Origin of the sequence: Pseudomonas sp. P108 (assembly GCF_032613195.1) — a bacterium.
Classification (GTDB): Bacteria; Pseudomonadota; Gammaproteobacteria; order Pseudomonadales; family Pseudomonadaceae; genus Aquipseudomonas.
Genome location: NZ_CP126691.1, coordinates 5148742 through 5169614, shown reverse-complemented (window position 1 = coordinate 5169614; position 20873 = coordinate 5148742). Strand labels below are relative to the sequence as shown.

At 59.1% G+C, this 20873-nt stretch carries 18 protein-coding genes and 1 tRNA gene; 7 read left to right on the top strand and 12 right to left on the bottom strand.

The window, feature by feature from the left end; translation table 11 throughout:
* The first annotated feature begins 14 nt into the window (after positions 1–14).
* From tolB to nadA, 7 genes are all read left to right on the top strand, one after another.
* Positions 15–1295 carry a Tol-Pal system beta propeller repeat protein TolB gene (gene tolB, locus QOM10_RS22765; protein ID WP_016983828.1) on the top strand — a complete coding sequence of 427 codons (1281 nt, stop codon included), beginning with the start codon at positions 15–17 and terminating at the stop codon, positions 1293–1295.
* Between the two features lie 52 nt (positions 1296–1347).
* On the top strand, positions 1348–1845 hold the full coding sequence (gene pal / locus QOM10_RS22760; RefSeq protein WP_003178634.1) for a peptidoglycan-associated lipoprotein Pal: 498 nt from the start codon (positions 1348–1350) through the stop codon (positions 1843–1845).
* Positions 1846–1851: 6 nt separating this feature from the next.
* Entirely contained in the window at positions 1852–2685 is an 834-nt protein-coding gene (gene ybgF, locus QOM10_RS22755) for a tol-pal system protein YbgF (protein ID WP_016983829.1), read from the top strand.
* Positions 2686–2851: 166 nt separating this feature from the next.
* Entirely contained in the window at positions 2852–3499 is a 648-nt protein-coding gene (gene queE / locus QOM10_RS22750; protein ID WP_007912722.1) for a 7-carboxy-7-deazaguanine synthase QueE, read from the top strand.
* 1 nt (position 3500) lies between these two features.
* On the top strand, positions 3501–4193 hold the full coding sequence (queC, locus tag QOM10_RS22745) for a 7-cyano-7-deazaguanine synthase QueC (protein ID WP_150750358.1): 693 nt from the start codon (positions 3501–3503) through the stop codon (positions 4191–4193).
* Between the two features lie 62 nt (positions 4194–4255).
* Positions 4256–4331, top strand: a tRNA-Lys gene (locus tag QOM10_RS22740).
* A 271-nt stretch (positions 4332–4602) separates the two neighbouring features.
* On the top strand, positions 4603–5661 hold the full coding sequence (nadA, locus tag QOM10_RS22735; protein ID WP_016773509.1) for a quinolinate synthase NadA: 1059 nt from the start codon (positions 4603–4605) through the stop codon (positions 5659–5661).
* A gap of 135 nt (positions 5662–5796) precedes the next feature.
* Here nadA and QOM10_RS22730 read toward each other — a convergent pair whose 3' ends face one another.
* The 12 genes from QOM10_RS22730 to arcD all read right to left on the bottom strand — a co-directional run bounded on the left by QOM10_RS22730 (position 5797) and on the right by arcD (position 20725).
* Positions 5797–6285 (bottom strand): RDD family protein, encoded by a 489-nt coding sequence (locus QOM10_RS22730; protein ID WP_250607518.1) that lies wholly within the window; start codon positions 6283–6285, stop codon positions 5797–5799.
* Positions 6286–6382: 97 nt separating this feature from the next.
* Positions 6383–6595 carry a cold-shock protein gene (locus QOM10_RS22725; protein WP_003227496.1) on the bottom strand — a complete coding sequence of 71 codons (213 nt, stop codon included), beginning with the start codon at positions 6593–6595 and terminating at the stop codon, positions 6383–6385.
* Positions 6596–6998: 403 nt separating this feature from the next.
* A complete protein-coding gene (gene gcvT / locus QOM10_RS22720) occupies positions 6999–8123 on the bottom strand; it encodes a glycine cleavage system aminomethyltransferase GcvT (protein WP_316916981.1) in 1125 nt (374 codons plus the stop codon).
* A 115-nt stretch (positions 8124–8238) separates the two neighbouring features.
* Positions 8239–9615: an L-serine ammonia-lyase gene (locus QOM10_RS22715; RefSeq protein ID WP_123443683.1), complete on the bottom strand. Its 1377-nt coding sequence runs from the start codon at positions 9613–9615 to the stop codon at positions 8239–8241.
* A 201-nt stretch (positions 9616–9816) separates the two neighbouring features.
* On the bottom strand, positions 9817–12669 hold the full coding sequence (gcvP, locus tag QOM10_RS22710; protein WP_316916980.1) for an aminomethyl-transferring glycine dehydrogenase: 2853 nt from the start codon (positions 12667–12669) through the stop codon (positions 9817–9819).
* An 11-nt stretch (positions 12670–12680) separates the two neighbouring features.
* Positions 12681–13064, bottom strand: a complete 384-nt coding sequence (gene gcvH, locus QOM10_RS22705; protein WP_127929511.1) for a glycine cleavage system protein GcvH — start codon at positions 13062–13064, stop codon at positions 12681–12683.
* A 453-nt stretch (positions 13065–13517) separates the two neighbouring features.
* On the bottom strand, positions 13518–15026 hold the full coding sequence (locus QOM10_RS22700) for a sigma-54-dependent transcriptional regulator (protein WP_127929510.1): 1509 nt from the start codon (positions 15024–15026) through the stop codon (positions 13518–13520).
* A 405-nt stretch (positions 15027–15431) separates the two neighbouring features.
* A complete protein-coding gene (locus tag QOM10_RS22695) occupies positions 15432–15794 on the bottom strand; it encodes a DUF5064 family protein (RefSeq protein WP_316916979.1) in 363 nt (120 codons plus the stop codon).
* Between the two features lie 62 nt (positions 15795–15856).
* The gene (arcC, locus tag QOM10_RS22690; RefSeq protein WP_316916978.1) at positions 15857–16786 is read right to left on the bottom strand and encodes a carbamate kinase; all 930 of its coding nucleotides are present in this window, start codon (positions 16784–16786) and stop codon (positions 15857–15859) included.
* Between the two features lie 141 nt (positions 16787–16927).
* Positions 16928–17938 carry an ornithine carbamoyltransferase gene (locus QOM10_RS22685; protein ID WP_008086805.1) on the bottom strand — a complete coding sequence of 337 codons (1011 nt, stop codon included), beginning with the start codon at positions 17936–17938 and terminating at the stop codon, positions 16928–16930.
* A gap of 69 nt (positions 17939–18007) precedes the next feature.
* On the bottom strand, positions 18008–19264 hold the full coding sequence (gene arcA / locus QOM10_RS22680; protein WP_150774425.1) for an arginine deiminase: 1257 nt from the start codon (positions 19262–19264) through the stop codon (positions 18008–18010).
* A gap of 33 nt (positions 19265–19297) precedes the next feature.
* On the bottom strand, positions 19298–20725 hold the full coding sequence (arcD, locus tag QOM10_RS22675) for an arginine-ornithine antiporter (protein ID WP_007908042.1): 1428 nt from the start codon (positions 20723–20725) through the stop codon (positions 19298–19300).
* Between the last annotated feature and the right edge of the window lie 148 nt (positions 20726–20873).

Here is a 20873-nt window from a genome sequence, read left to right as displayed (position 1 = left end):
ACCTTCTTCGAGGAATGCTGGTCGTGATCTGCTGCATGGCAGGGATCGCGATGGCGGATGAGAAAAACATTCTGGTTACCAGCGGCAGCGATCGGGCTACCCCGATCGCCGTCGTACCGTTCGGCATGCAGGGCGGTGCCGTGCTGCCGGATGATATGGCTGAAATCATTGGTAACGATTTGCGTAACTCGGGCTACTACTCGCCGATTCCAAAGCAAAACATGATCAGCCAGCCAAGCCAGCCGAGCGAAATCATCTTCCGTGACTGGAAGGCGGTGGGTGCTCAATACATGATGGTCGGCAGCATTGCGCCAGCCGGCGGTCGCCTGCAAGTGCAGTGGGCACTGTTCAACGTGGCCACCGAACAGAAAGTGGCCGACGGCAGTGTGTCCGGTACTACCGAGCAACTGCGTGACATGGCGCACTTCATCTCCGACCAGTCGTTCCAGAAGCTGACCGGTATCGAAGGTGCGTTTTCGACTCGCCTGCTGTATGTGACGGCTGAACGCTTCTCCGAGAAGAACACCCGTTACACCCTGCAGCGTTCGGACTATGACGGTGCTCGTGCTGTAACTCTGCTGCAATCGCGTGAGCCGATCCTGTCGCCGCGTTTCGCACCGGATGGCAAGCGCATTGCCTACGTGTCGTTCGAGCAGAAACGTCCGCGTATCTTCATGCAGAACATCGACACCGGTCGCCGTGAACAGATCACCAACTTCGAAGGCCTGAACGGTGCACCAGCCTGGTCGCCGAACGGTGATCGCCTGGCGTTCGTACTGTCGAAGGACGGTAACCCGGACATTTACGTGATGAATCTGGCTTCGCGCCAGATCACCCGTGTGACCGCAGGTCCTGGCATCAACACCGAACCGTACTGGGGCAAGGATGGTTCGACCATCTACTTCACCTCGGACCGCGGCGGCAAGCCTCAGATCTACAAAACCAGCGCCAGTGGCGGTGGTGCCGAGCGTGTGACGTTTGTAGGTAACTACAACGCCAACCCGAAACTTTCGGCAGATGAAAAGACTTTGGTGATGATCCACCGTCAGGATGGCTTCACCAATTTCAAGGTGGCAGCTCAGGATCTGCAGCGAGGGAGTGTAAAGATCCTCACTGATAGCACTCTGGACGAGTCACCTACTGTTGCGCCCAACGGCACCATGGTAATCTACGCCACCCGCCAACAGGGCCGGGGAGTCTTGATGCTCGTGTCCATTAATGGACGCGTTAGGCTCCCGCTTCCTACCGCTCAAGGCGAAGTCAGAGAACCGTCCTGGTCCCCTTACCTGAAGTGAGCGGGCGCTACACGTTTTACTTAACACACTGGGGTTCATTAGGAGTTTCACGATGGAAATGCTGAAGTTTGGTAAATTTGCTGCGCTGGCTCTGGCCATGGCTGTAGCTGTAGGTTGCTCGTCCAAAGGCGGCGACAACGCCGGTGAAGGCGCTGTTGATCCAAACGCTGGTTACGGCGCAAACACTGGTGCCGTTGACGGTTCCCTGAGCGAAGAAGCTGCTCTGCGCGCAATCACCACCTTCTACTTCGAATACGACAGCTCGGACCTGAAGCCAGAAGCCATGCGCGCTCTGGACGTTCACGCCAAAGACCTGAAAGCAAACGGCGCTCGCGTTGTTCTGGAAGGCAACACCGACGAACGTGGTACTCGTGAGTACAACATGGCACTGGGCGAGCGTCGTGCGAAAGCCGTTCAGCGCTACCTGGTACTGCAAGGTGTTTCCCCAGCTCAGCTGGAACTGGTTTCCTACGGCGAAGAGCGTCCAGTTGCTACCGGCAACGACGAGCAGTCCTGGGCTCAAAACCGTCGCGTCGAACTGCGTAAGTAATTCGATATGCGAACGTGCCGTCGTGCTGTAACTGTTCTGGCTCTCAGCCTCGCGCCGCTTGCGGCGTGGGCTGCGGTTCCTGTGGTCGATGACAACTCCGGTTATAACAATAGCGGGAGCAGTTATCCGCCTGCAGGTTACGGTACGAACGGCGCCTATGCCGGGGGAGCGGCTTCGGCCCCTGCCTCGGCACAAGGCATGCTGTTCAACCAACTGCAACAAATGCAGGATCAGATATCGCGCCAGCAAGGTGTGATTGAAGAACTGCAGAATCAGGTTGCGCGCATGAAGCAGGAATCCCTGGAGCGATACCAGGATCTTGATCGGCGCATAGGATCCGGTGCTGCACCTGCCGCGACTCCTGAGAATTCTTCTGCCGGTGGCGATGCAAGTGCTGCTGCCGGTGCTGCCGCTGGCGCCGGGGCTGCTGCCCAGGCACCTGCTGCAAGCAGCGAACCGGGTGATCCGGCCAAGGAAAAGCTGTATTACGATGCCGCTTTCGACCTGATCAAAGCCAAGGATTTCGACAAGGCCAGCCAGGCTTTTGCCGCTTTCCTGCGCAAATACCCGAACAGCCAGTACGCGGGCAACGCCCAGTACTGGTTGGGCGAAGTCAATCTGGCCAAAGGCGATCTGCAAGGTGCAGGTCAGGCTTTCGCCAAGGTTTCGCAGCTGTATCCCAAGCACGCCAAAGTGCCGGATTCGCTGTACAAGCTGGCTGATGTAGAGCGCCGCCTCGGTCATACCGACAAGGTCAAAGGCATTCTGCAGCAGGTGGTGGCCCAATACCCGGGCACGTCCGCCGCTCAGTTGGCTCAACGCGATCTGCAACGCATGTAAGCACGCTTGACCCGTTTGGAAGAAACCCGCGCTTGTCGCGGGTTTTTTCGTTAGAATTCACGCCCTTTTTCTGAAACACGCTTCTTGCGGTCTACGCGTTGGCGGGATTGCCTGAAGTGCCTGACGGAGGCGGACAGCCTGTTTAGCTGTTACGCCCGTGGCGACTATGCAAGACACATTGAGAATCACCGAAGTTTTCTACTCGTTGCAGGGGGAAACGCGGACTGCCGGGCTGCCCACGGTTTTTGTGCGCCTGACCGGTTGCCCACTGCGTTGCCAATACTGCGACAGCGCCTACGCGTTCAGTGGCGGCACTGTGCGCACCCTCGACGATATCCTCGAGCAAGTGGCCGGATTTCGTCCGCGCTACGTCTGTGTCACCGGTGGTGAGCCGCTGGCACAGCCGAACGCCATTCCTTTGCTCAAACAGCTGTGTGATGCCGGCTACGAGGTCTCGCTGGAAACCAGCGGCGCCCTCGACGTCTCGGCTGTCGATCCGCGCGTCAGTCGCGTTGTCGACCTGAAGACACCGGATTCGAAAGAAGCCCATCGCAACCGTTACGAGAACATCGAACTGCTGACGCCCAACGATCAGGTGAAGTTTGTTATCTGCTCGCGGGACGACTATGACTGGGCCGTCTCCAAACTGATTCAGTACGGTCTCGATCGACGTGCCGGCGAAGTGCTGTTTTCCCCAAGTCACCATGACCTCAATGCCCGCGATCTGGCGGATTGGGTGGTGGCGGACAACCTGCCGGTGCGCTTGCAATTGCAGCTGCATAAATATCTTTGGAACGACGAGCCGGGGCGCTGATATGACCGAACAACTGAACACCACCGAAAAACGTGCGGTTATCCTGCTGTCCGGCGGCCTGGATTCGGCGACCGTTGTAGCCATGGCGCGGGCGCAAGGCTACAGCTGCTACACCATGAGCTTCGATTACGGTCAGCGATCCCATGCCGAATTGCACGCCGCTGCACGCGTCGCCCGTGACCTGGGCGTGGTGGAGCACAAAGTCATTGGCTTGAACCTGAATGGCATGGGCGGCTCGGCCCTGACTGACACCAGCATCGAGATTCCAGAAGAGCTGGGCGAAGGCATTCCAGTGACGTACGTGCCGGCGCGTAATACGGTGTTCTTGTCGCTGGCATTGGGTTGGGCGGAAGTGCTGGGTGCGCGTGACATCTTTATTGGTGTCAACGCCGTGGACTATTCCGGTTACCCGGATTGCCGTCCGGAGTTCATCGAATCGTTCGAGCGTATGGCCAATCTGGCGACCAAGGCGGGCGTCGAAGGCAATGGCTTCCGCATCCAGGCGCCCCTGCAGAACCTGAGCAAGGCGCAGATCGTTCAGGCGGGCGTGAAGCTTGGTGTTGATTATGGCCTCACCGTGTCCTGCTATCAGGCCGACGATGACGGCCGCGCGTGCGGTAAATGCGACAGCTGCCGCCTGCGCGCAGAGGGCTTCGCGGCAGCTGGTGTGGACGATCCAACACCTTATTTTTGATTATTTTCAAAAAGGTGTTGAATAGTCCTTAAAAATCAGTATTATACGCGCCACCACACAGCGGGTCGTTAGCTCAGTTGGTAGAGCAGTTGGCTTTTAACCAATTGGTCGTAGGTTCGAATCCCACACGACCCACCATATTTGGCGGTTTAGAAAATCCGGAAGGCCCACGAAAGTGAGGATTTCCGGGTTTTTTTTTGCCTGCAATTTCGCTATGCGTTATTTCAATACCCGCAGCGCTGACGCAGGTCAGAATCATCTTTTGTATCAACGGGATATTCTGTAGCCTTGCGCAGCTTCAACGCTGTCCGTGCCTGATAATACTCACTCTCCCGGCGGTACCCTCAAGCGGTCCGGAGCCGGGTGTATACTCGACTTTCGCGCGAACGCGCCTGCAGGTCTTGCGAACATGACGCAGATTTCCGAACGCCTTCTGGTTCAAGCCCACCTCGATGCCAAACAGCCCAAACCGCTAACGGCTGAGGAAGAGGCTTATTACCGTTCCGCTATCGCCGCCGAGCTCAAGGCTCAGGACGCGGTGCTGGTGGCCCACTTTTATTGCGACCCGGTGATTCAGGCTCTGGCCGAAGAAACTGGTGGCTGTGTCTCTGACTCCCTGGAAATGGCCCGCTTCGGCAACGCTCACCCGGCCAAAACCGTGGTGGTCGCCGGCGTGAAGTTCATGGGCGAGACCGCGAAGATTCTCAACCCGGAAAAACGCGTGCTGATGCCAACCCTCGAAGCGACCTGCTCACTGGATCTGGGTTGCCCGGTCGACGAGTTCTCGGCGTTCTGTGATCAGCACCCGGAGCGCACGGTGGTGGTCTACGCCAATACGTCCGCTGCTGTGAAAGCGCGGGCTGACTGGGTGGTGACATCGAGTTGCGCGCTGGAGATCGTCGAAAGCCTGATGGACAACGGTGAGACGATCATCTGGGGGCCGGACAAGCACCTGGGTACCTACATTCAGCGCAAGACCGGCGCAGACATGCTGTTGTGGGACGGTGCCTGCATCGTCCACGAGGAGTTCAAGTCCAAGCAGCTTGAGGACATGAAGGCGCTGTACCCGGATGCTGCGATCCTCGTGCACCCGGAATCGCCGACTTCGGTGATTGAACTGGCGGATGCCGTCGGTTCCACCAGCCAGTTGATCGCCGCTGCGCAGAGCCTGCCGAACAAGACCCTGATCGTGGCCACCGACCGGGGCATCTTCTACAAGATGCAGCAGTTGTGCCCGGACAAGGTCTTCATCGAGGCGCCAACCGCCGGTAACGGTGCCGCGTGCCGCAGTTGCGCACATTGCCCGTGGATGGCCATGAATACCCTTGAGCGCACGCTCAAGAGCTTGAAGGAGGGCACGAACGAGATCTTTGTCGATCCGGCGTTGATTCCGCAGGCGATCCGGCCGCTCAAGCGCATGCTGGACTTCACCCAGGCCGCACGGATGAAGCTGGCCGGTAACGCCTGAGGTCTTTCAGGCAACAAATAAACCTGTGGGAGTGAGCCTGCTCGCGATAGCGGTGTGTCAGATAACAATTATGTTGACTGATACACCGCTATCGCGAGCAGGCTCACTCCTACAGTGGTTTTTGGCGTCTGGAAATTATTTGGTCTTTTTCGGAATTCGCACGACGCGAGTATCCGAATAGATGTCATGCCACGTGCGCTTCTGCTTGTCGTACAGCGACCAGAAGAATCCCAGCCCCACGCACAGCCACGACGCAATCGACACCATAAAGCGCAACAGCGCCTGCCACAGACTGATCGCGGTGCCATTGGCGTTCTGTACGCGAATGCCCCACACCTGCATGCCCAGTGTCTGCCCGCCATGGGTCCAGAATTTCGCAAAGAATGCGAACAGCACCAACACCAGCACCGTCGAGTAGAGCGGATCACCGTCCAGTTGCCCGGCGTCGGTCATCACCCGCAGACGTTCTTCGCCGATGATCGCTGCCTGGATCAACTTGTAAACGAATCCGGTGACGATCAGCAGAGCGGTGCACAGCAGAAAGTCATAGAACATCGCAGCCAGACGCCGGCCAAGGCCAACGGCAGGAAAATCGCCCTGTGGGGTGAGCAGGTTTTTCGACATGGCAGCCTCTGGACGCAAATTGAAGCGCCATTTTACGGATTCGCGCGCACAAAAAAGCCCCTGATATCAATATCAGGGGCTTTTTCGTAACAGAAGATCAGGCTTCTGCTTGTACTTCGTCAGCCTGCATGCCTTTCTGGCCTTGCACAGCAACGAAGGTCACTTTCTGGCCTTCTTTCAGGCTTTTGAAGCCGTTGCCCTGAATGGCGCGGAAATGCACGAACAGATCCGGACCGCTTTCTGGAGTGATAAAACCAAAACCTTTCTCGTCGTTAAACCACTTGACGGTACCGCTCTGACGTGTGGACATTTCTTATTTCCTTTGACGCAAAAATTGATGACAGTCTCTTTCTCATGAAAGAGTACTGGGGCTGGTTGCAGGAGAGTAAGAAGACGTCGAACGGGATGTAGCTAACTTGTAGGCTACTGCCCAGGTCACGATTCCAAGCTGACCCATGCAAACACAGTGGACAAACTCTACGCCAACTACGGGAGAAAAAACAAGCCCTGCGAAGCCCCCGGTTTTACTGAGCTTGAGCAAGTTAATCCTTTCACTAGTGCGGGCTTAGACGATTCGCTTGTTCAATTGTTTTCGAACGTTATAAGCAAAGTTCATATTCGAATCGATTGTTAGAAAATGCACTTTTTTGTGGCGATTGCGTGACACATTAGTGCACGCATTACGCAATCGCGTTACTTATAGAAACAGTCAATCAACCACGATAGTAGCGTTGTGGAACAAATGGCATTTTGCTTACAAGCATTTGCACCTTTTTCCCACGCACGATGGCCCAAACCGGTGTGGCGAGGGTGACATAAGCGCTGTCGAGGTAACCCATCGCCAACGGCCCGCCCAAGGTCGGACCAAAGCCGCCGCTGCACACGCTGCCGATGATCTCGCCGGTTTCGTTGACGATTTCTGCGCCTTCACGCACTGGCGTGCGTTCCTGTGGCAGCAAGCCGACGCGTTTGCGTGCGACGCCATTCTGTTGCTGGGCGAAAACGTTTTCCGCACCGGGGAAACCGCCGGCCCGCGCGCCATCAGCGCGACGTGGCTTGGAGACCGCCCAGAGCAGGCTGGCTTCGATTGGCGTGGTCTCGGTGTTCATGTCGTGGCCATACAGGCACAGGCCGGCTTCCAGGCGCAGCGAGTCGCGAGCACCGAGGCCGATGGCCTGAACTTCCGGTTCGGCGAGCAGGGCGCGCGCGAGTTTTTCCGCATCGGCGGCCGGTACCGAGATTTCGAAACCGTCTTCACCGGTGTAGCCCGAGCGGCTGACGAAGCAATCCACGCCCAGCAACGACACGCGGTTGAATTGCATGAAGGTCATCTTCGCCACGTCAGGAGCCAGGCGCGCCAGCACAGTGACCGCTGCCGGACCTTGCAGTGCGAGCAGTGCGCGCTCTTCGAACAGCGCCGTAATGGTGCACTGAGCGCCAATGTGTTGTTGCAGGTGAGCCAGGTCCTGATCCTTGCACGCGGCGTTGACCACCAGGAACAGTTCGTCGTTGCCGAGGTTGGCAACCATCAGGTCATCGAGAATGCCGCCGTTGTCGTTGGTGAACATCGCGTAACGCTGCATGCCCACCGGCAGGTCGATGATGTCCACTGGCACCAGGCTTTCCAGGGCTTTGGCGGCGTTGGCACCGGTCAGGCGGATCTGGCCCATGTGCGAGACGTCGAACAGCCCGGCGTGTTCACGGGTGTGTTGGTGTTCTTTCATTACGCCGAGCGGGTATTGCACCGGCATGTCGTAGCCGGCGAACGGCACCATGCGGGCGCCGAGTTCGATGTGCAGAGCGTGCAGCGGGGTTTTCGACAGTTGTTCGGTGGACATGCGTGGCTCCTTGAAAGTTTGAGTTTGGGGGTATGGGGCTAGATTAAGATCAAGATCAAAAGCCCCTCACCCCAGCCCTCTCCCAGAGGGAGAGGGAGTTAGGTACGTTTCGTGGTCAGCATTCGATAATGTTGACCGCCAGACCGCCGCGGGCGGTCTCTTTGTATTTGCTTTTCATGTCGGCGCCGGTCTGGCGCATGGTGCGGATGACTTTGTCGAGGGAGACGAAATGCTGGCCGTCGCCACGCATGGCCATGCGTACCGCGTTGATGGCTTTCACCGAACCCATCGCATTGCGCTCGATGCACGGCACTTGCACCAGTCCGCCAATCGGGTCGCAGGTAAGGCCGAGGTTGTGTTCCATGCCGATTTCTGCGGCGTTTTCGACTTGCTGAACACTGCCGCCGAGCACTTCACACAACGCGCCAGCCGCCATTGAGCAGGCAACACCGACTTCACCCTGACAACCGACTTCGGCGCCGGAGATCGAGGCGTTTTCCTTGTAGAGAATGCCGATGGCCGCCGCGGTCAGCAGAAAGCGCACGACGCCGTCGTCATTCGCACCGGGGATAAAGCGCATGTAGTAATGCAGTACCGCCGGAATGATCCCCGCTGCACCGTTGGTGGGTGCGGTGACCACGCGGCCGCCATTGGCGTTTTCTTCGTTGACCGCCAAGGCGTAGAGGTTGACCCAGTCGAGCACCGACAACGGATCGCGCAACGCTGATTCCGGGTTCTTGCACAGTTGCCGATGCAGCGCTGCCGCACGACGTTTGACCTTCAAACCGCCAGGCAGAATGCCTTCGTTACGACAACCGGCGGCAACGCAGTCCTGCATCACTTGCCAGATTTTCAGCAGGCCGGCACGGGTCTCCGCTTCGGGGCGCCAGGCGCTTTCGTTGGTCAGCATCACCTGGCTGATCGACAGACCGTAGGTGGCGCAATGACCGAGCAAGTCCTTGGCACTTTTGAACGGGAAGGTCAGCGGTGTGGCGTCTTCGACGATGCGATCGGCGCCGGCCGCGTCCTCATCGACAACAAAACCACCACCGACCGAGTAGTACTCGCGGCTGCGGATCTGGATCCCCGCCGCATCGAAGGCGCGGAAGATCATGCCGTTGGGGTGATAGGCCAGCGGCTTGCGGATCATCGCCAAGTGTTCTTTCTCGTTGAACGCAATGCTGTGTTCACCGAGCAGATTCAGTCGGCCGTTGCCGCGAATTTCTTGCAGGCGCGCGGCGACGGTTTCGGTATCGACGGTGTCCGGGTGTTCGCCTTCGAGGCCGAGCAGCACGGCTTTGTCGCTGCCGTGACCTTTACCAGTAGCGCCGAGGGAACCGTACAACTCGACGCGAACGCTGGCGGTGGCCGTCAGCAGGTTTTCACGGCGCAAGCCCTCGGCGAAACGCGCAGCAGCACGCATCGGGCCGACGGTGTGGGAACTGGAGGGGCCGATGCCAATCTTGAACAGGTCGAACACGCTTAACGACATGAGTGGTTCTCCGGTTTCTTGTTATAGGAATTGGCGAATCTTTGCGGCTGACCGCATTCCCTTGTAGGAGTGAGCCTGCTCGCGATAGCGGTGTATCAGTCGACATAACTGTTATCTGACACACCGCTATCGCGAGCAGGCTCACTCCTACAGGGGATCTGCGGTGTGTGCGGGATCAGCGATAACTGATCCCGCATCGGTTTAAGCGTAGCTTTCGATCGACGGGCAGGCGCACACCAGGTTGCGATCGCCGAAGACGTTGTCGACACGACCGACCGGCGGCCAGTATTTGCCTTCAATCAACGATGCGACCGGGTACACGGCTTGCTCGCGGCTGTACGGGTGAGTCCACTCGCCAACCAGCTCTGCCGCCGTGTGCGGAGCGTTCTTCAGTGGGTTGTCATCCTTGTCCAGCGTGCCGTTTTCCACCGCGCGGATTTCTTCGCGGATGCGGATCATGGCGTCGCAGAAGCGATCCAGCTCTTCCTTGGATTCACTTTCGGTCGGCTCGATCATCAGCGTGCCGGCGACCGGGAACGACATGGTCGGCGCGTGGAAACCGAAGTCGATCAAGCGCTTGGCGACGTCATCAACGCTGATGCCGCTGCTGTCTTTCAATGGACGCAGATCGAGAATGCACTCGTGTGCCACCAGGCCGTTGCTGCCGGTGTACAGCACTGGGTAGTGCTCTTCGAGGCGACGGGAAATGTAGTTGGCATTGAGGATCGCCAGTTGCGAAGCGCGCTTCAGACCGGCGCCACCCATCATGCGAATGTACATCCAGGTGATCGGCAAAATACTTGCGCTGCCGAACGGTGCTGCGCAGACCGCACCTTCCTTGCGTTCCATCTGGCCGTGGCCCGGCAGGAACGGCGTCAGGTGCGACTTGACGCCAATCGGGCCAACGCCCGGGCCGCCACCGCCGTGGGGGATGCAGAAGGTTTTGTGCAGGTTCAGGTGCGAGACGTCGCCGCCGAACTTGCCCGGTGCGCACAGGCCAACCATTGCGTTCATGTTGGCGCCGTCGATGTACACCTGGCCGCCGTTGTCATGAATGATCCCGCAGATTTCGCGGATGCCTTCTTCGAACACGCCGTGGGTCGACGGGTAAGTGATCATCAGCGCAGCGAGGTGTTCGCGGTGTTCGATGGCTTTGGCGCGCAGGTCTTCGATATCGACGTTGCCACGCGCATCGCACGCGGTCACGACCACGCGCATGCCGGCCATGTTGGCGGTGGCCGGGTTGGTGCCGTGGGCGGACGACGGGATCAGACAGATGTCGCGGCGCTCATCGCCACGGCTCTGGTGATAGGCGCGGATCGCCAGCAGGCCAGCGTATTCACCTTGCGAACCGGCGTTCGGTTGCAGCGAGATCGCGTCGTAACCGGTGGCGGCGCAAAGCATCGCTTCCAGCTCATCGGTCAGTTGCTGGTAACCGGCACTTTGCGCGGCCGGGGCGAACGGGTGCAGTGCACCGAATTCAGCCCAGGTCACCGGGATCATTTCGCTGGCGGCGTTGAGTTTCATGGTGCACGAGCCCAGCGGGATCATGGTGCGATCCAGTGCCAGGTCCTTGTCGGCCAGTTTGCGCAGGTAGCGCATCAGCTCGGTTTCCGAGTGATAACGGTTGAACACCGGGTGGCTGAGGATTGGCGACTGGCGTACCAGCGAAGCAGGGATAGTGCTTTGAACCGAAGCGGCGAGGGCGGCGAAGTCCGGCAGGGTTTTGCCCTCGGCGAACAGGCCCCACAGGGTTTCGATGTCAGCCTGCGTGGTGGTTTCGTCGACCGACAGGCCCAGACGCTGAGCGTCGATCACGCGCAGGTTGATCTGCGCCACGTGCGCCTTGTCGTGCAGCGCAGCGGTTTGTGCGCCGGTGGCTACTGTCAGGGTGTCGAAGAAGCTGGCTTGTTCGATTTTCGCGCCCAGCGCGGTCAGGCCCTTGGCCAGAATCGCGGTCAGGTGATGCACGCGGTTGGCGATCTGCGTCAGGCCCTTTGGGCCGTGGTAGACGGCGTACATGCTGGCGATGTTGGCCAGCAGCACTTGCGCGGTGCAGATGTTCGACGTGGCTTTCTCGCGGCGGATGTGTTGCTCGCGGGTCTGCATCGCCAGACGCAGCGCAGGCTTGCCGAAACGGTCAACCGACACGCCGACCAGACGGCCAGGCATGTCACGTTTGAACGCATCTTTGGTGGAGAAGTAAGCCGCGTGCGGGCCACCGAAACCCAGCGGCACGCCGAAGCGTTGTGCCGAACCGATGGCGACGTCCGCGCCGAACTCGCCCGGGGCGGTCAGCAAGGTCAGGGCCAGCAGGTCAGCGGCGACGGCGACCAAAGCGTTGGCGGCGTGGAAGCGTTCGGTCAGTTCGCGATAATCGAAGACATCACCGTTGCTCGCCGGGTATTGCAGCAGCGCGCCGAAGAACGGCGTCACGTCAGTCAGTTCACGCTCGTCGCCGACGACCACGTCAATGCCCAGCGGCTCGGCACGGGTGCGCAGCACGTCGAGGGTTTGCGGGTGGCTGTGGATCGAGGCGAAGAATTGGTGGCTGCCCTTGTTCTTGCTCAGGCGTTTGCAGAAGGTCATGGCTTCGGCAGCAGCGGTGGCTTCGTCGAGCAGGGAGGCGTTGGCGATCGGCAGGCCGGTGAGGTCGCTGATCATGGTCTGGAAGTTCAGCAGCGCTTCGAGACGGCCCTGGGAAATTTCTGGCTGGTACGGCGTGTAAGCGGTGTACCAGGCCGGGTTTTCCAGCAGGTTACGCAGGATCGGCGACGGCGTGTGGCAGTTGTAGTAGCCCTGGCCGATGTAAGTCTTGAACAGCTGATTTTTGCCGGCGATCGATTTGATCATTGCCAGTGCATCGGCTTCGCTCAAACCGTCGTCCATGCCGAGCATGCTGGTGCCCTTGATGCTTTCCGGGATGACGCTGGCGCTCAGGGCTTCGAGCGAATCGAAACCGAGGCTGTTGAGCATGGCTTGCTCGTCGCCGGCGCGCGGGCCGATGTGACGGGCAATGAATTCGTTGGCGGTGCCAAGGTTTACTTGAGTCATGTCGGTGTTCCTCAGGCTTCGGCTTGGGCTTTGATCAGACGGTCGTACGCGTCCTGGTCGAGCAGTTTGGCTACGGCCGAAGCGTCGCTTGGCTGGAAGCGGAAGAACCAGCCTTCACCCAGTGGATCTTCGTTGACCAGTTCCGGGGCATCTTCCAGCGCCGGGTTGACTTCCAGTACGTCGCCGTCGAGGGGCATGTACACGCCGCTGGCGGCTTTCACCGATTCCACGGTGGCGGCTTCGGCGCCTTTTTCGTAAGCCTGCAGCTCAGGCAGTTGCACGAACACCACGTCGCCCAAGGCGTTCTGCGCGAAAGCGGTGATGCCGACAGTAACGCTGCCGTCAGCTTCGGTGCGCAGCCATTCGTGATCTTCAGTAAAACGCAACTCGCTCATGGAAACTCCTCAGGGGGCCAAACTCGTCTGGTGGACGCGGTGGAATAGTCGGGCGCGAAGGCCCTTATTTATGAGGGGTTGATTAGCAAGAACGCGGCCAATGTTGAATTATTCATATGAATCAATAAGTTATATGTTTTGGTGAGATGGCTTGAGCAGGGGTGTGTAGCGAAATCGCTACAGGCTGGGGCGAGGAGAAAAGCTGAACGGGATCAAAGCCTTGCACAGCGGTGATCGGAGGCGGGTGTAGCGATATCGTTCCGCTGTAGCGCTTTCAGTACAGGTGGAGGTCGTTTTTGAACGGATTTCGAATCCACCCTCTAACCCCTGTGGGAGCGAGCCTGCTCGCGAAGAGGGTGTGTCAGTCACCAATGATTTTGCTGATATACCGCTTTCGCGAGCAGGCTCGCTCCCACAGTGGGGGTATTTCCCACAGGAGGATTCGTGGTGGGTTCAGGGTTTGTTGGGGATGCCGTACTTGCGCAGGCGATGGGCGATGGCGGTGTGCGAAGTTTGCAGGCGGCTGGCCAGTTGGCGGGTCGAGGGGTAGCTGACGTAGAGTTTTTCCAGCAGCGATCGCTCGAACGCTTCGACCGCTTGTTCGAGGCTGTCGACGTCGCTGTCGGTCTGCCGCGCCACCGAGGTACCGGCAATGTCGAGATCGCCGATATCGACCAGGCTGCTCTCGCAAATCGCTGCCGCGCGGAAGATCACGTTCTGCAATTGTCGTACGTTGCCCGGCCAGCGATTGCCGAGCAGCGCCGGGTAAGTCCCCGGGGCGAGACGGCAGACCGGGCGCTGAATTTGCGCACAAGCCTGCTGCATGAAATAGCGTGCCAGCAACAGAATGTCCTGCCCGCGCTCACGCAGCGGCGGCACTTCAACGTTGAGCACATTAAGGCGATAGAACAGGTCTTCGCGGAACAAGCCTTCGCTGACCATTTTTTCCAGATCGCGATGGGTCGCGCTGAGGATGCGCACGTTGACCTTCACTTCACGATCACCGCCCACGCGGCGGAAGCTGCCATCGTTCAAGAAACGCAGCAGCTTGGCCTGCAAATACGGCGACATCTCGCCGATCTCATCGAGAAACACCGTGCCCTGGTTGGCCAGTTCCATCAGCCCCGGTTTGCCGCCACGCGCTGCTCCTGTGAAAGCGCCGGGGGCGTAGCCGAACAATTCGCTTTCGGCGAGGTTCTCTGGCAACGCTGCGCAGTTGAGAGCGAGAAACGGTGCACTGTGCCGAGTGCTGATGGCGTGGCAGGCACGGGCAACCAGTTCTTTACCGGTGCCGGTTTCGCCTTGGATCAGCAGGGGGGCGTCGAGGGCGGCGACTCTTTGCGCGCGTGCCTTGAGGGTGCGGATTGCAGGCGACTCACCGAGCAGCGCGTCAAAACCTTCGGCATGGTCGTGGTGCAGTGCCGAGAGTTGTTCGCCGATGCGGTTCGGTTGATACAAGGTCAACAGCGCGCCAGCGTCGGTGATCGGCGTGGCGTCGAGCAACAAGGTCTGGCCGTTGACGGTGATTTCGCGCAGTGGCAAACGGAAGCCGTGTTCGAGCAAGGTGTCGAGCAGGGCCGGATCGTTGAACAGTTCAGAGACACTTTCACCGGCGGGTTCGCGACCGTAGATCGCTATTAGTGCCGGGTTGGCCAGCAGCACTTTGCCGGCGCTGTCGAGCGCCAAAACCGGATCGGTCATCGCCGCGAGCAGTGCATCAAGCTGCAAGTGCCGACGCTGGCCGGGGAGGATGTCGACCACGGTCACCGCTTCCACGCCGAGCACGCGAAACAGGGCATCTTTCAGCTCTTCGAGCACTTGCGGGCTCAGGGTCGGCGCGTCGATGTAGACGTTCGGCGGGATCATCTCCACCGCATCCAGATTGAGATTACGCCCGCCGAGGATAGCCAGGACTTCCTGGGTGATGCCGACGCGGTCGATGAAGCTGACGTGGATACGCATGGGGCGGTTCAGTGTTCTGCAGTGCGGAGGGTGGCAAGTATGCCTTGGGCTTGGAGAGAGGTGAAAGCAAAAGCACCCTCACCCCAGCCCTCTCCCGGAGGGAGAGGGGGCCGACCGAGGTGTCTGAGGTTTGACATCGACTTGAAAGAGCCGGTCGATTATGGATTCGGTAAAGCAGAGTCGGGCCGGCAAAACTATCGAGCATCCCTCAATCAGTCCCCTCACCCCAGCCCTCTCCCGGAGGGAGAGGGAGCTGACCGAGGTGTCTGGCGCTACACGTCGACCTGAAAAATCGAGTCGATTATGGATTCAGTGATGCAGGATCAGGTCGGTGTAACTCTAGAGCATCCCCCAATCAGTCCCCTCTCCCTTTGGGAGAGGGCTAGGGTGAGGGGCTTTTGCGGGTTATTCGAAATGCTCAAGATTGACCGGGTCGCCGGATTGCATATTCAACTTCTGCCGAATGTCTTCAAACATCAGGTCGTAATGCTTGTGCACAGAACCGATCTGGCTGTGAGCCTTGGGAATCCCGTACTTCTCGGCGATGCGGGTCACGTCACGGGCGAAGTTGTAAGCCTCTTCCTTGGGCAGGAAAAACGTTTCCTTCATGTCCTTGCCCTGCATGCTGCCATGCAGGGTGAACTGTATTCCTTTGCCTTTCGAAGGATCGGTAAACACTTCATAGTCGAGGTGTATGTTGTAATTGACGTCATCGTCGGTCAACGCGTGCCGCTCGATATGCAAATGACCAGGTTCGAATTGGGCCATGGTTTACTCCTTTCAAGGCATGGGAGAAGGGCAGACCTCGGGCCTGCCCCCGGAGTTTCTAATTATCGGTAAGTGATGCCCGGCTTCGCCGTGGTCACTCGAGTACCGGCATTACCCTGGACAATCGCTTCGATATCCGCCAGCGAACCGATCACCGCGACCTTGCCAGTATGGCGCGCGAATTCGCAGGCTGCCTGCACCTTCGGCCCCATGGAGCCAGCGGCGAAACCGAGGCGTTCGAGTTCATCCGGGTGCGCTTCGGCAATGGCTTTCTGCGTTGGTTTGCCGTAGTCGATGAACGCCGCGTTGACGTCGGTGGCGATCACCAGCAGGTCGGCTTCCAGTTGCTCGGCGAGCAGCGACGAGCACAGGTCCTTGTCGATCACCGCCTCGATGCCTTTGAGATTACGGTTCTCGTCGTACATGGTCGGAATCCCGCCGCCACCGGCGCAAATCACGATGCTGCCCTTGTCCAGCAGCCACTTGATCGGGCGTATTTCGAAGATGCGTTTTGGTCGTGGGCTGGCCACCACGCGGCGGAACTTGTCGCCGTCCGGAGCAATCGCCCAGCCTTTTTCAGCGGCGAGTTTTTCTGCTTCGGCCTTGTCGTAGACCGGGCCGATGGGTTTGGTCGGGTTCTGGAAGGCCGGATCTTTGGCGTCGACTTCGACCTGAGTGAGCAGGGTGGCGAACGGCACTTCGAAGTCGAGCAGGTTGCCCAGTTCCTGTTCGATGATGTAGCCGATCATGCCTTCGGTTTCGGCACCGAGCACGTCCAGCGGGTAAGGGGTGACGGAGGTGTAGGCCGCCGCTTGCAGCGACAACAGGCCGACTTGCGGGCCATTGCCGTGGGCGATGACCAGTTGGTTGCCGGGATGGATCTTGGCGATTTGCTCGGTGGCGATGCGGATGTTGGCGCGCTGATTGTCAGCGGTCATCGGTTCACCACGGCGGAGCAGGGCGTTACCGCCCAGAGCTACGACGATACGCATAATGCATGTCCTTTTCGTGTTGATCGTTCCCACGCTCTGCGTGGGAATGCCGCCACGGACGCTCCGCGTCCGCTGTGACGCAGAGCGTCACGGGATGCATTCCCTCGCGGGAGCGTGGGAACGATCATGGATCAGCAGTGGTTACAGATCAGCCAGGGTCGAAACCAGAATCGCCTTGATCGTGTGCATGCGGTTTTCCGCTTGCTCGAAGGCGATGCAGGCTGGGGACTCGAACACGTCGTCGGTCACTTCGATGCCGTTTTTCAGGTGCGGATACTGTTCGGCGATTTGCTTGCCGACTTTGGTATCACTGTTGTGGAACGCCGGCAGGCAGTGCATGAACTTGGTGCGCGGGTTGCCGGAGGCTTTCATCAGCTCGGCGTTGACCTGGTACGGCAGCAGTTGCTGGATACGCTCGGCCCAGGCTTCCACCGGTTCGCCCATCGATACCCAGACGTCGGTGTGAATGAAGTCGACGCCTTTAACGGCTGCTTTCGGATCTTCAGTCAGGGTGATGCGTGCGCCACTTTCTTCGGCATATTTGTGGCAACGCTCGACCAGATCATCCAGTGGCCACAGCGCTTTCGGCGCGCAGATGCGCACGTCCATGCCGAGCTTGGCGCCGACCAGCAGCAGCGAGTTGCCCATGTTGTTGCGCGCATCGCCGAGGTAGGCGTAGCTGATTTCATGGATCGGCTTGTCGGCGTGTTCACGCATGGTCAGCACGTCGGCGATCATTTGCGTCGGGTGATATTCATCGGTCAGACCGTTGAACACGGGCACGCCGGCGAACTTGGCCAGCTCTTCGACAATTTCCTGTTTGAAGCCACGGTACTCGATAGCGTCGTACATGCGCCCGAGCACACGGGCGGTGTCTTTCATGCTTTCTTTGTGGCCGATCTGCGACGAGTTCGGGTCGATGTAGGTGACGTTGGCGCCTTGGTCATAGGCCGCCACTTCGAACGCGCAACGGGTGCGGGTCGAAGTTTTTTCGAAGATCAGGGCGATGTTGTTGCCCTTCAGGTGTTGTTGCTCGGTGCCGGTGTATTTGGCGCGTTTGAGGTCGCGGGACAGGTCGAGCAGGTAACGCAGCTCACGTGGGGTGTGGTGTTCCAGGCTGAGCAGGTTACGGTTGTGAATGTTAAAAGCCATGATGGATCTCCTTCGGTGTCGGTTATCCCCCGGGCCGCACGTTGTAAGTGTCGGCCAGGGCTCAGAGGTTTAGTAATCGATCGGGTCGCGGATGATCGGGCAGGTCATGCAGTGGCCACCGCCACGGCCACGGCCCAGTTCACCGGCGCTGATGGTGATGACTTCCACGCCTGCCTTGCGCAGCAGGGTGTTGGTGTAGGTGTTGCGGTCGTAGCCGATGACCACGCCCGGTTCCACGGCCACCACGTTGTTGCCGTCGTCCCATTGCTCGCGTTCGGCGGCGAAGCTGTTGCCGCCGGTTTCCACCACGCGCAGCTTCGGCAGGTTGAGGGCTTTGGCCACGGTATCGAGGAAGGTGCCTTCTTCGCGGCGGATGTCGATGCCGCCCTGTTTGCTTTCGTCAGGGCGCAGGGTGAAGGCGACGATCTGATTGACCACTTCCGGGAAAATCGTCACGAGGTCGCGGTCGCAGAAGCTGAAGACGGTGTCGAGGTGCATCGCCGCGCGGGATTTCGGCAGGCCGGCAACGATGACTTTTTCCACGGCTTTGTTCTTGAACAGGTTCAGCGCCAGTTGGCCGATGGCCTGACGTGATGAGCGCTCGCCCATACCGATCAACACCACGCCGTTGCCGATTGGCATGACGTCGCCGCCCTCGAGGGTGGAGCTGCCGTGCTCCTTGTCCGGGTCGCCGTACCAGATTTCGAATTCGGCGTTGGTGAACTGTGGGTGGAATTTGTAGATGGCAGTGGCCAGCAAGGTTTCTTGGCGGCGCGCCGGCCAGTACATCGGGTTCAGTGTTACGCCACCGTAGATCCAGCAGGTGGTGTCACGTGTGAACTGGGTGTTCGGCAGCGGCGGCAGAATGAAGCTGGAGTGGCCGAGGAAGTCGCGGAACATCTGGATGGTCTTGCCACCGAAGCTGTCCGGCAGATCATCGGCAGACACGCCACCAATCAGGAATTCGGCGATGTGCCGTGGCTCCAGACTCTTCAGCCAGGATTTGACTTCGTTGATCAGGCCCAGGCCCACCGAGTCGGCGGTGACCTTGCGCTCGAGAATCCAGTCCAGTGCCTCAGGGTTAGCGACGATGTCGGTCAGCAGGTTGTGCATTTCCAGCACGTCGATGCCGCGCTCACGCATTTTGGTGACGAAGTCGAAGTGGTCGCGCTTGGCCTGAGCCACCCAGAGCACGTCGTCGAACAGCAGTTCATCGCAGTTGTTCGGGGTCAGCCGCTGATGGGCCAGACCTGGGGAGCACACCATGACTTTGCGCAGTTTGCCGGCTTCGGAGTGGACGCCGTACTTAACTTTTTCCGTGGTCATTTCAGATCCTCCAGATAACAAAACAATCAGGGGTTACAGAGTCAGGAAGCCGTCGTAGAGACCGTAGGCAGCCACCAGGGCACCCACGACCACTGCGGCGAAAATCAGCTTCTCGACGTTAGTGAAAATCGGTTGTTTGAGTTCCAGCTTGGCCTTGGCGAACAGGATCGCGCCGGGTGCGTAGAGCAGGGCCGAGAGCAGCAGGTACTTGACCCCGCCGGCGTACAGCAGCCAGACCGCGTAGATCAGAGCGATGCCGCCGATGATCAGGTCTTTGCGCCGTTCGGCCGCGAAGCCTTCGTAGCTTTCGCCGCGCACCGCCAGCAGCAGGGCATAGGCCGCTGACCACAGGTACGGCACCAGAATCATCGAAGTGGCGAGGTAGATCAGCGACAGGTAAGTGCTGGCCGAGAACAGCGTGATGATCAGGAAAATCTGCACCATCGCGTTGGTCAGCCACAGGGCGTTGACCGGTACGTGGTTGGCATTTTCCTTGCGCAGGAACTCCGGCATGGTGTGGTCTTTGGCGGCGGCGAACATGATCTCCGCACACAGCAGCACCCACGACAGCAGCGCCCCCAGCAAGGAGATGATCAGACCGACGCTGATCAGCACCGCACCCCAGTGACCGACCACATGCTCAAGCACGGCCGCCATCGACGGGTTCTGCAGTTTCGCCAGTTCCGGTTGGGTCATGATGCCCAGCGACAGCACGTTCACCAGCACCAGGAACAACAGCACGGTGATGAAACCGATCACGGTGGCTTTACCAACGTCCGAGCGTTTTTCGGCGCGGGCCGAGAAGATGCTCGCGCCCTCGATACCGATGAACACCCAGACGGTGACCAGCATCATGTTGCGCACCTGGTTCATCACACTGCCCAGATCCGGATTTTTGATGCCCCAGATGTCGGCGGTGAAGATGTCCAGTTTGAAAGCGAACACCGCGATCAACACGAACAGCAGCAGCGGTACGACTTTGGCGACCGTGGTCACCAGGTTGATGAACGCCGCTTCCTTGATCCCGCGCAGCACCAGAAAGTGCACGGCCCACAGCAGCACCGAGGCGCCAATCACCGCAGCAACGGTGTTGCCCTCACCGAAAATCGGGAAGAAATAGCCAAGGGTGCTGAACAGCAGAACGAAGTAACCGACGTTGCCCAGCCAGGCACTGATCCAGTAACCCCAGGCGGACGAGAAACCCATGTAATCGCCGAATCCGGCCTTGGCGTAGGCGTAGACACCGCCGTCCAGGTCGGGCTTGCGATTGGCGAGGGTTTGAAAGACAAAAGCGAGGGTGAGCATGCCGACAGCGGTGATGGCCCAGCCGATCAGTACGGCACCGACATCGGCGCTGGCCGCCATGTTTTGTGGCAAAGAAAATATCCCGCCACCGATCATCGAGCCGACTACCAATGCAACCAGTGCACCTAGTCGTAGTTTTCCGGGAGCTTCAGACATTGCATGACTCCATTGCAGGAGAGAAGAGATCACAGCGTAGTTCTGTTGTCTGTTCAAACAGCTGACTTAGATCAGTGCATGGTCACATTCCATTGTTAATGAATGACTTAGGCTTCGACTGAAGGCATAAATATCCTGCCCGCAAGGC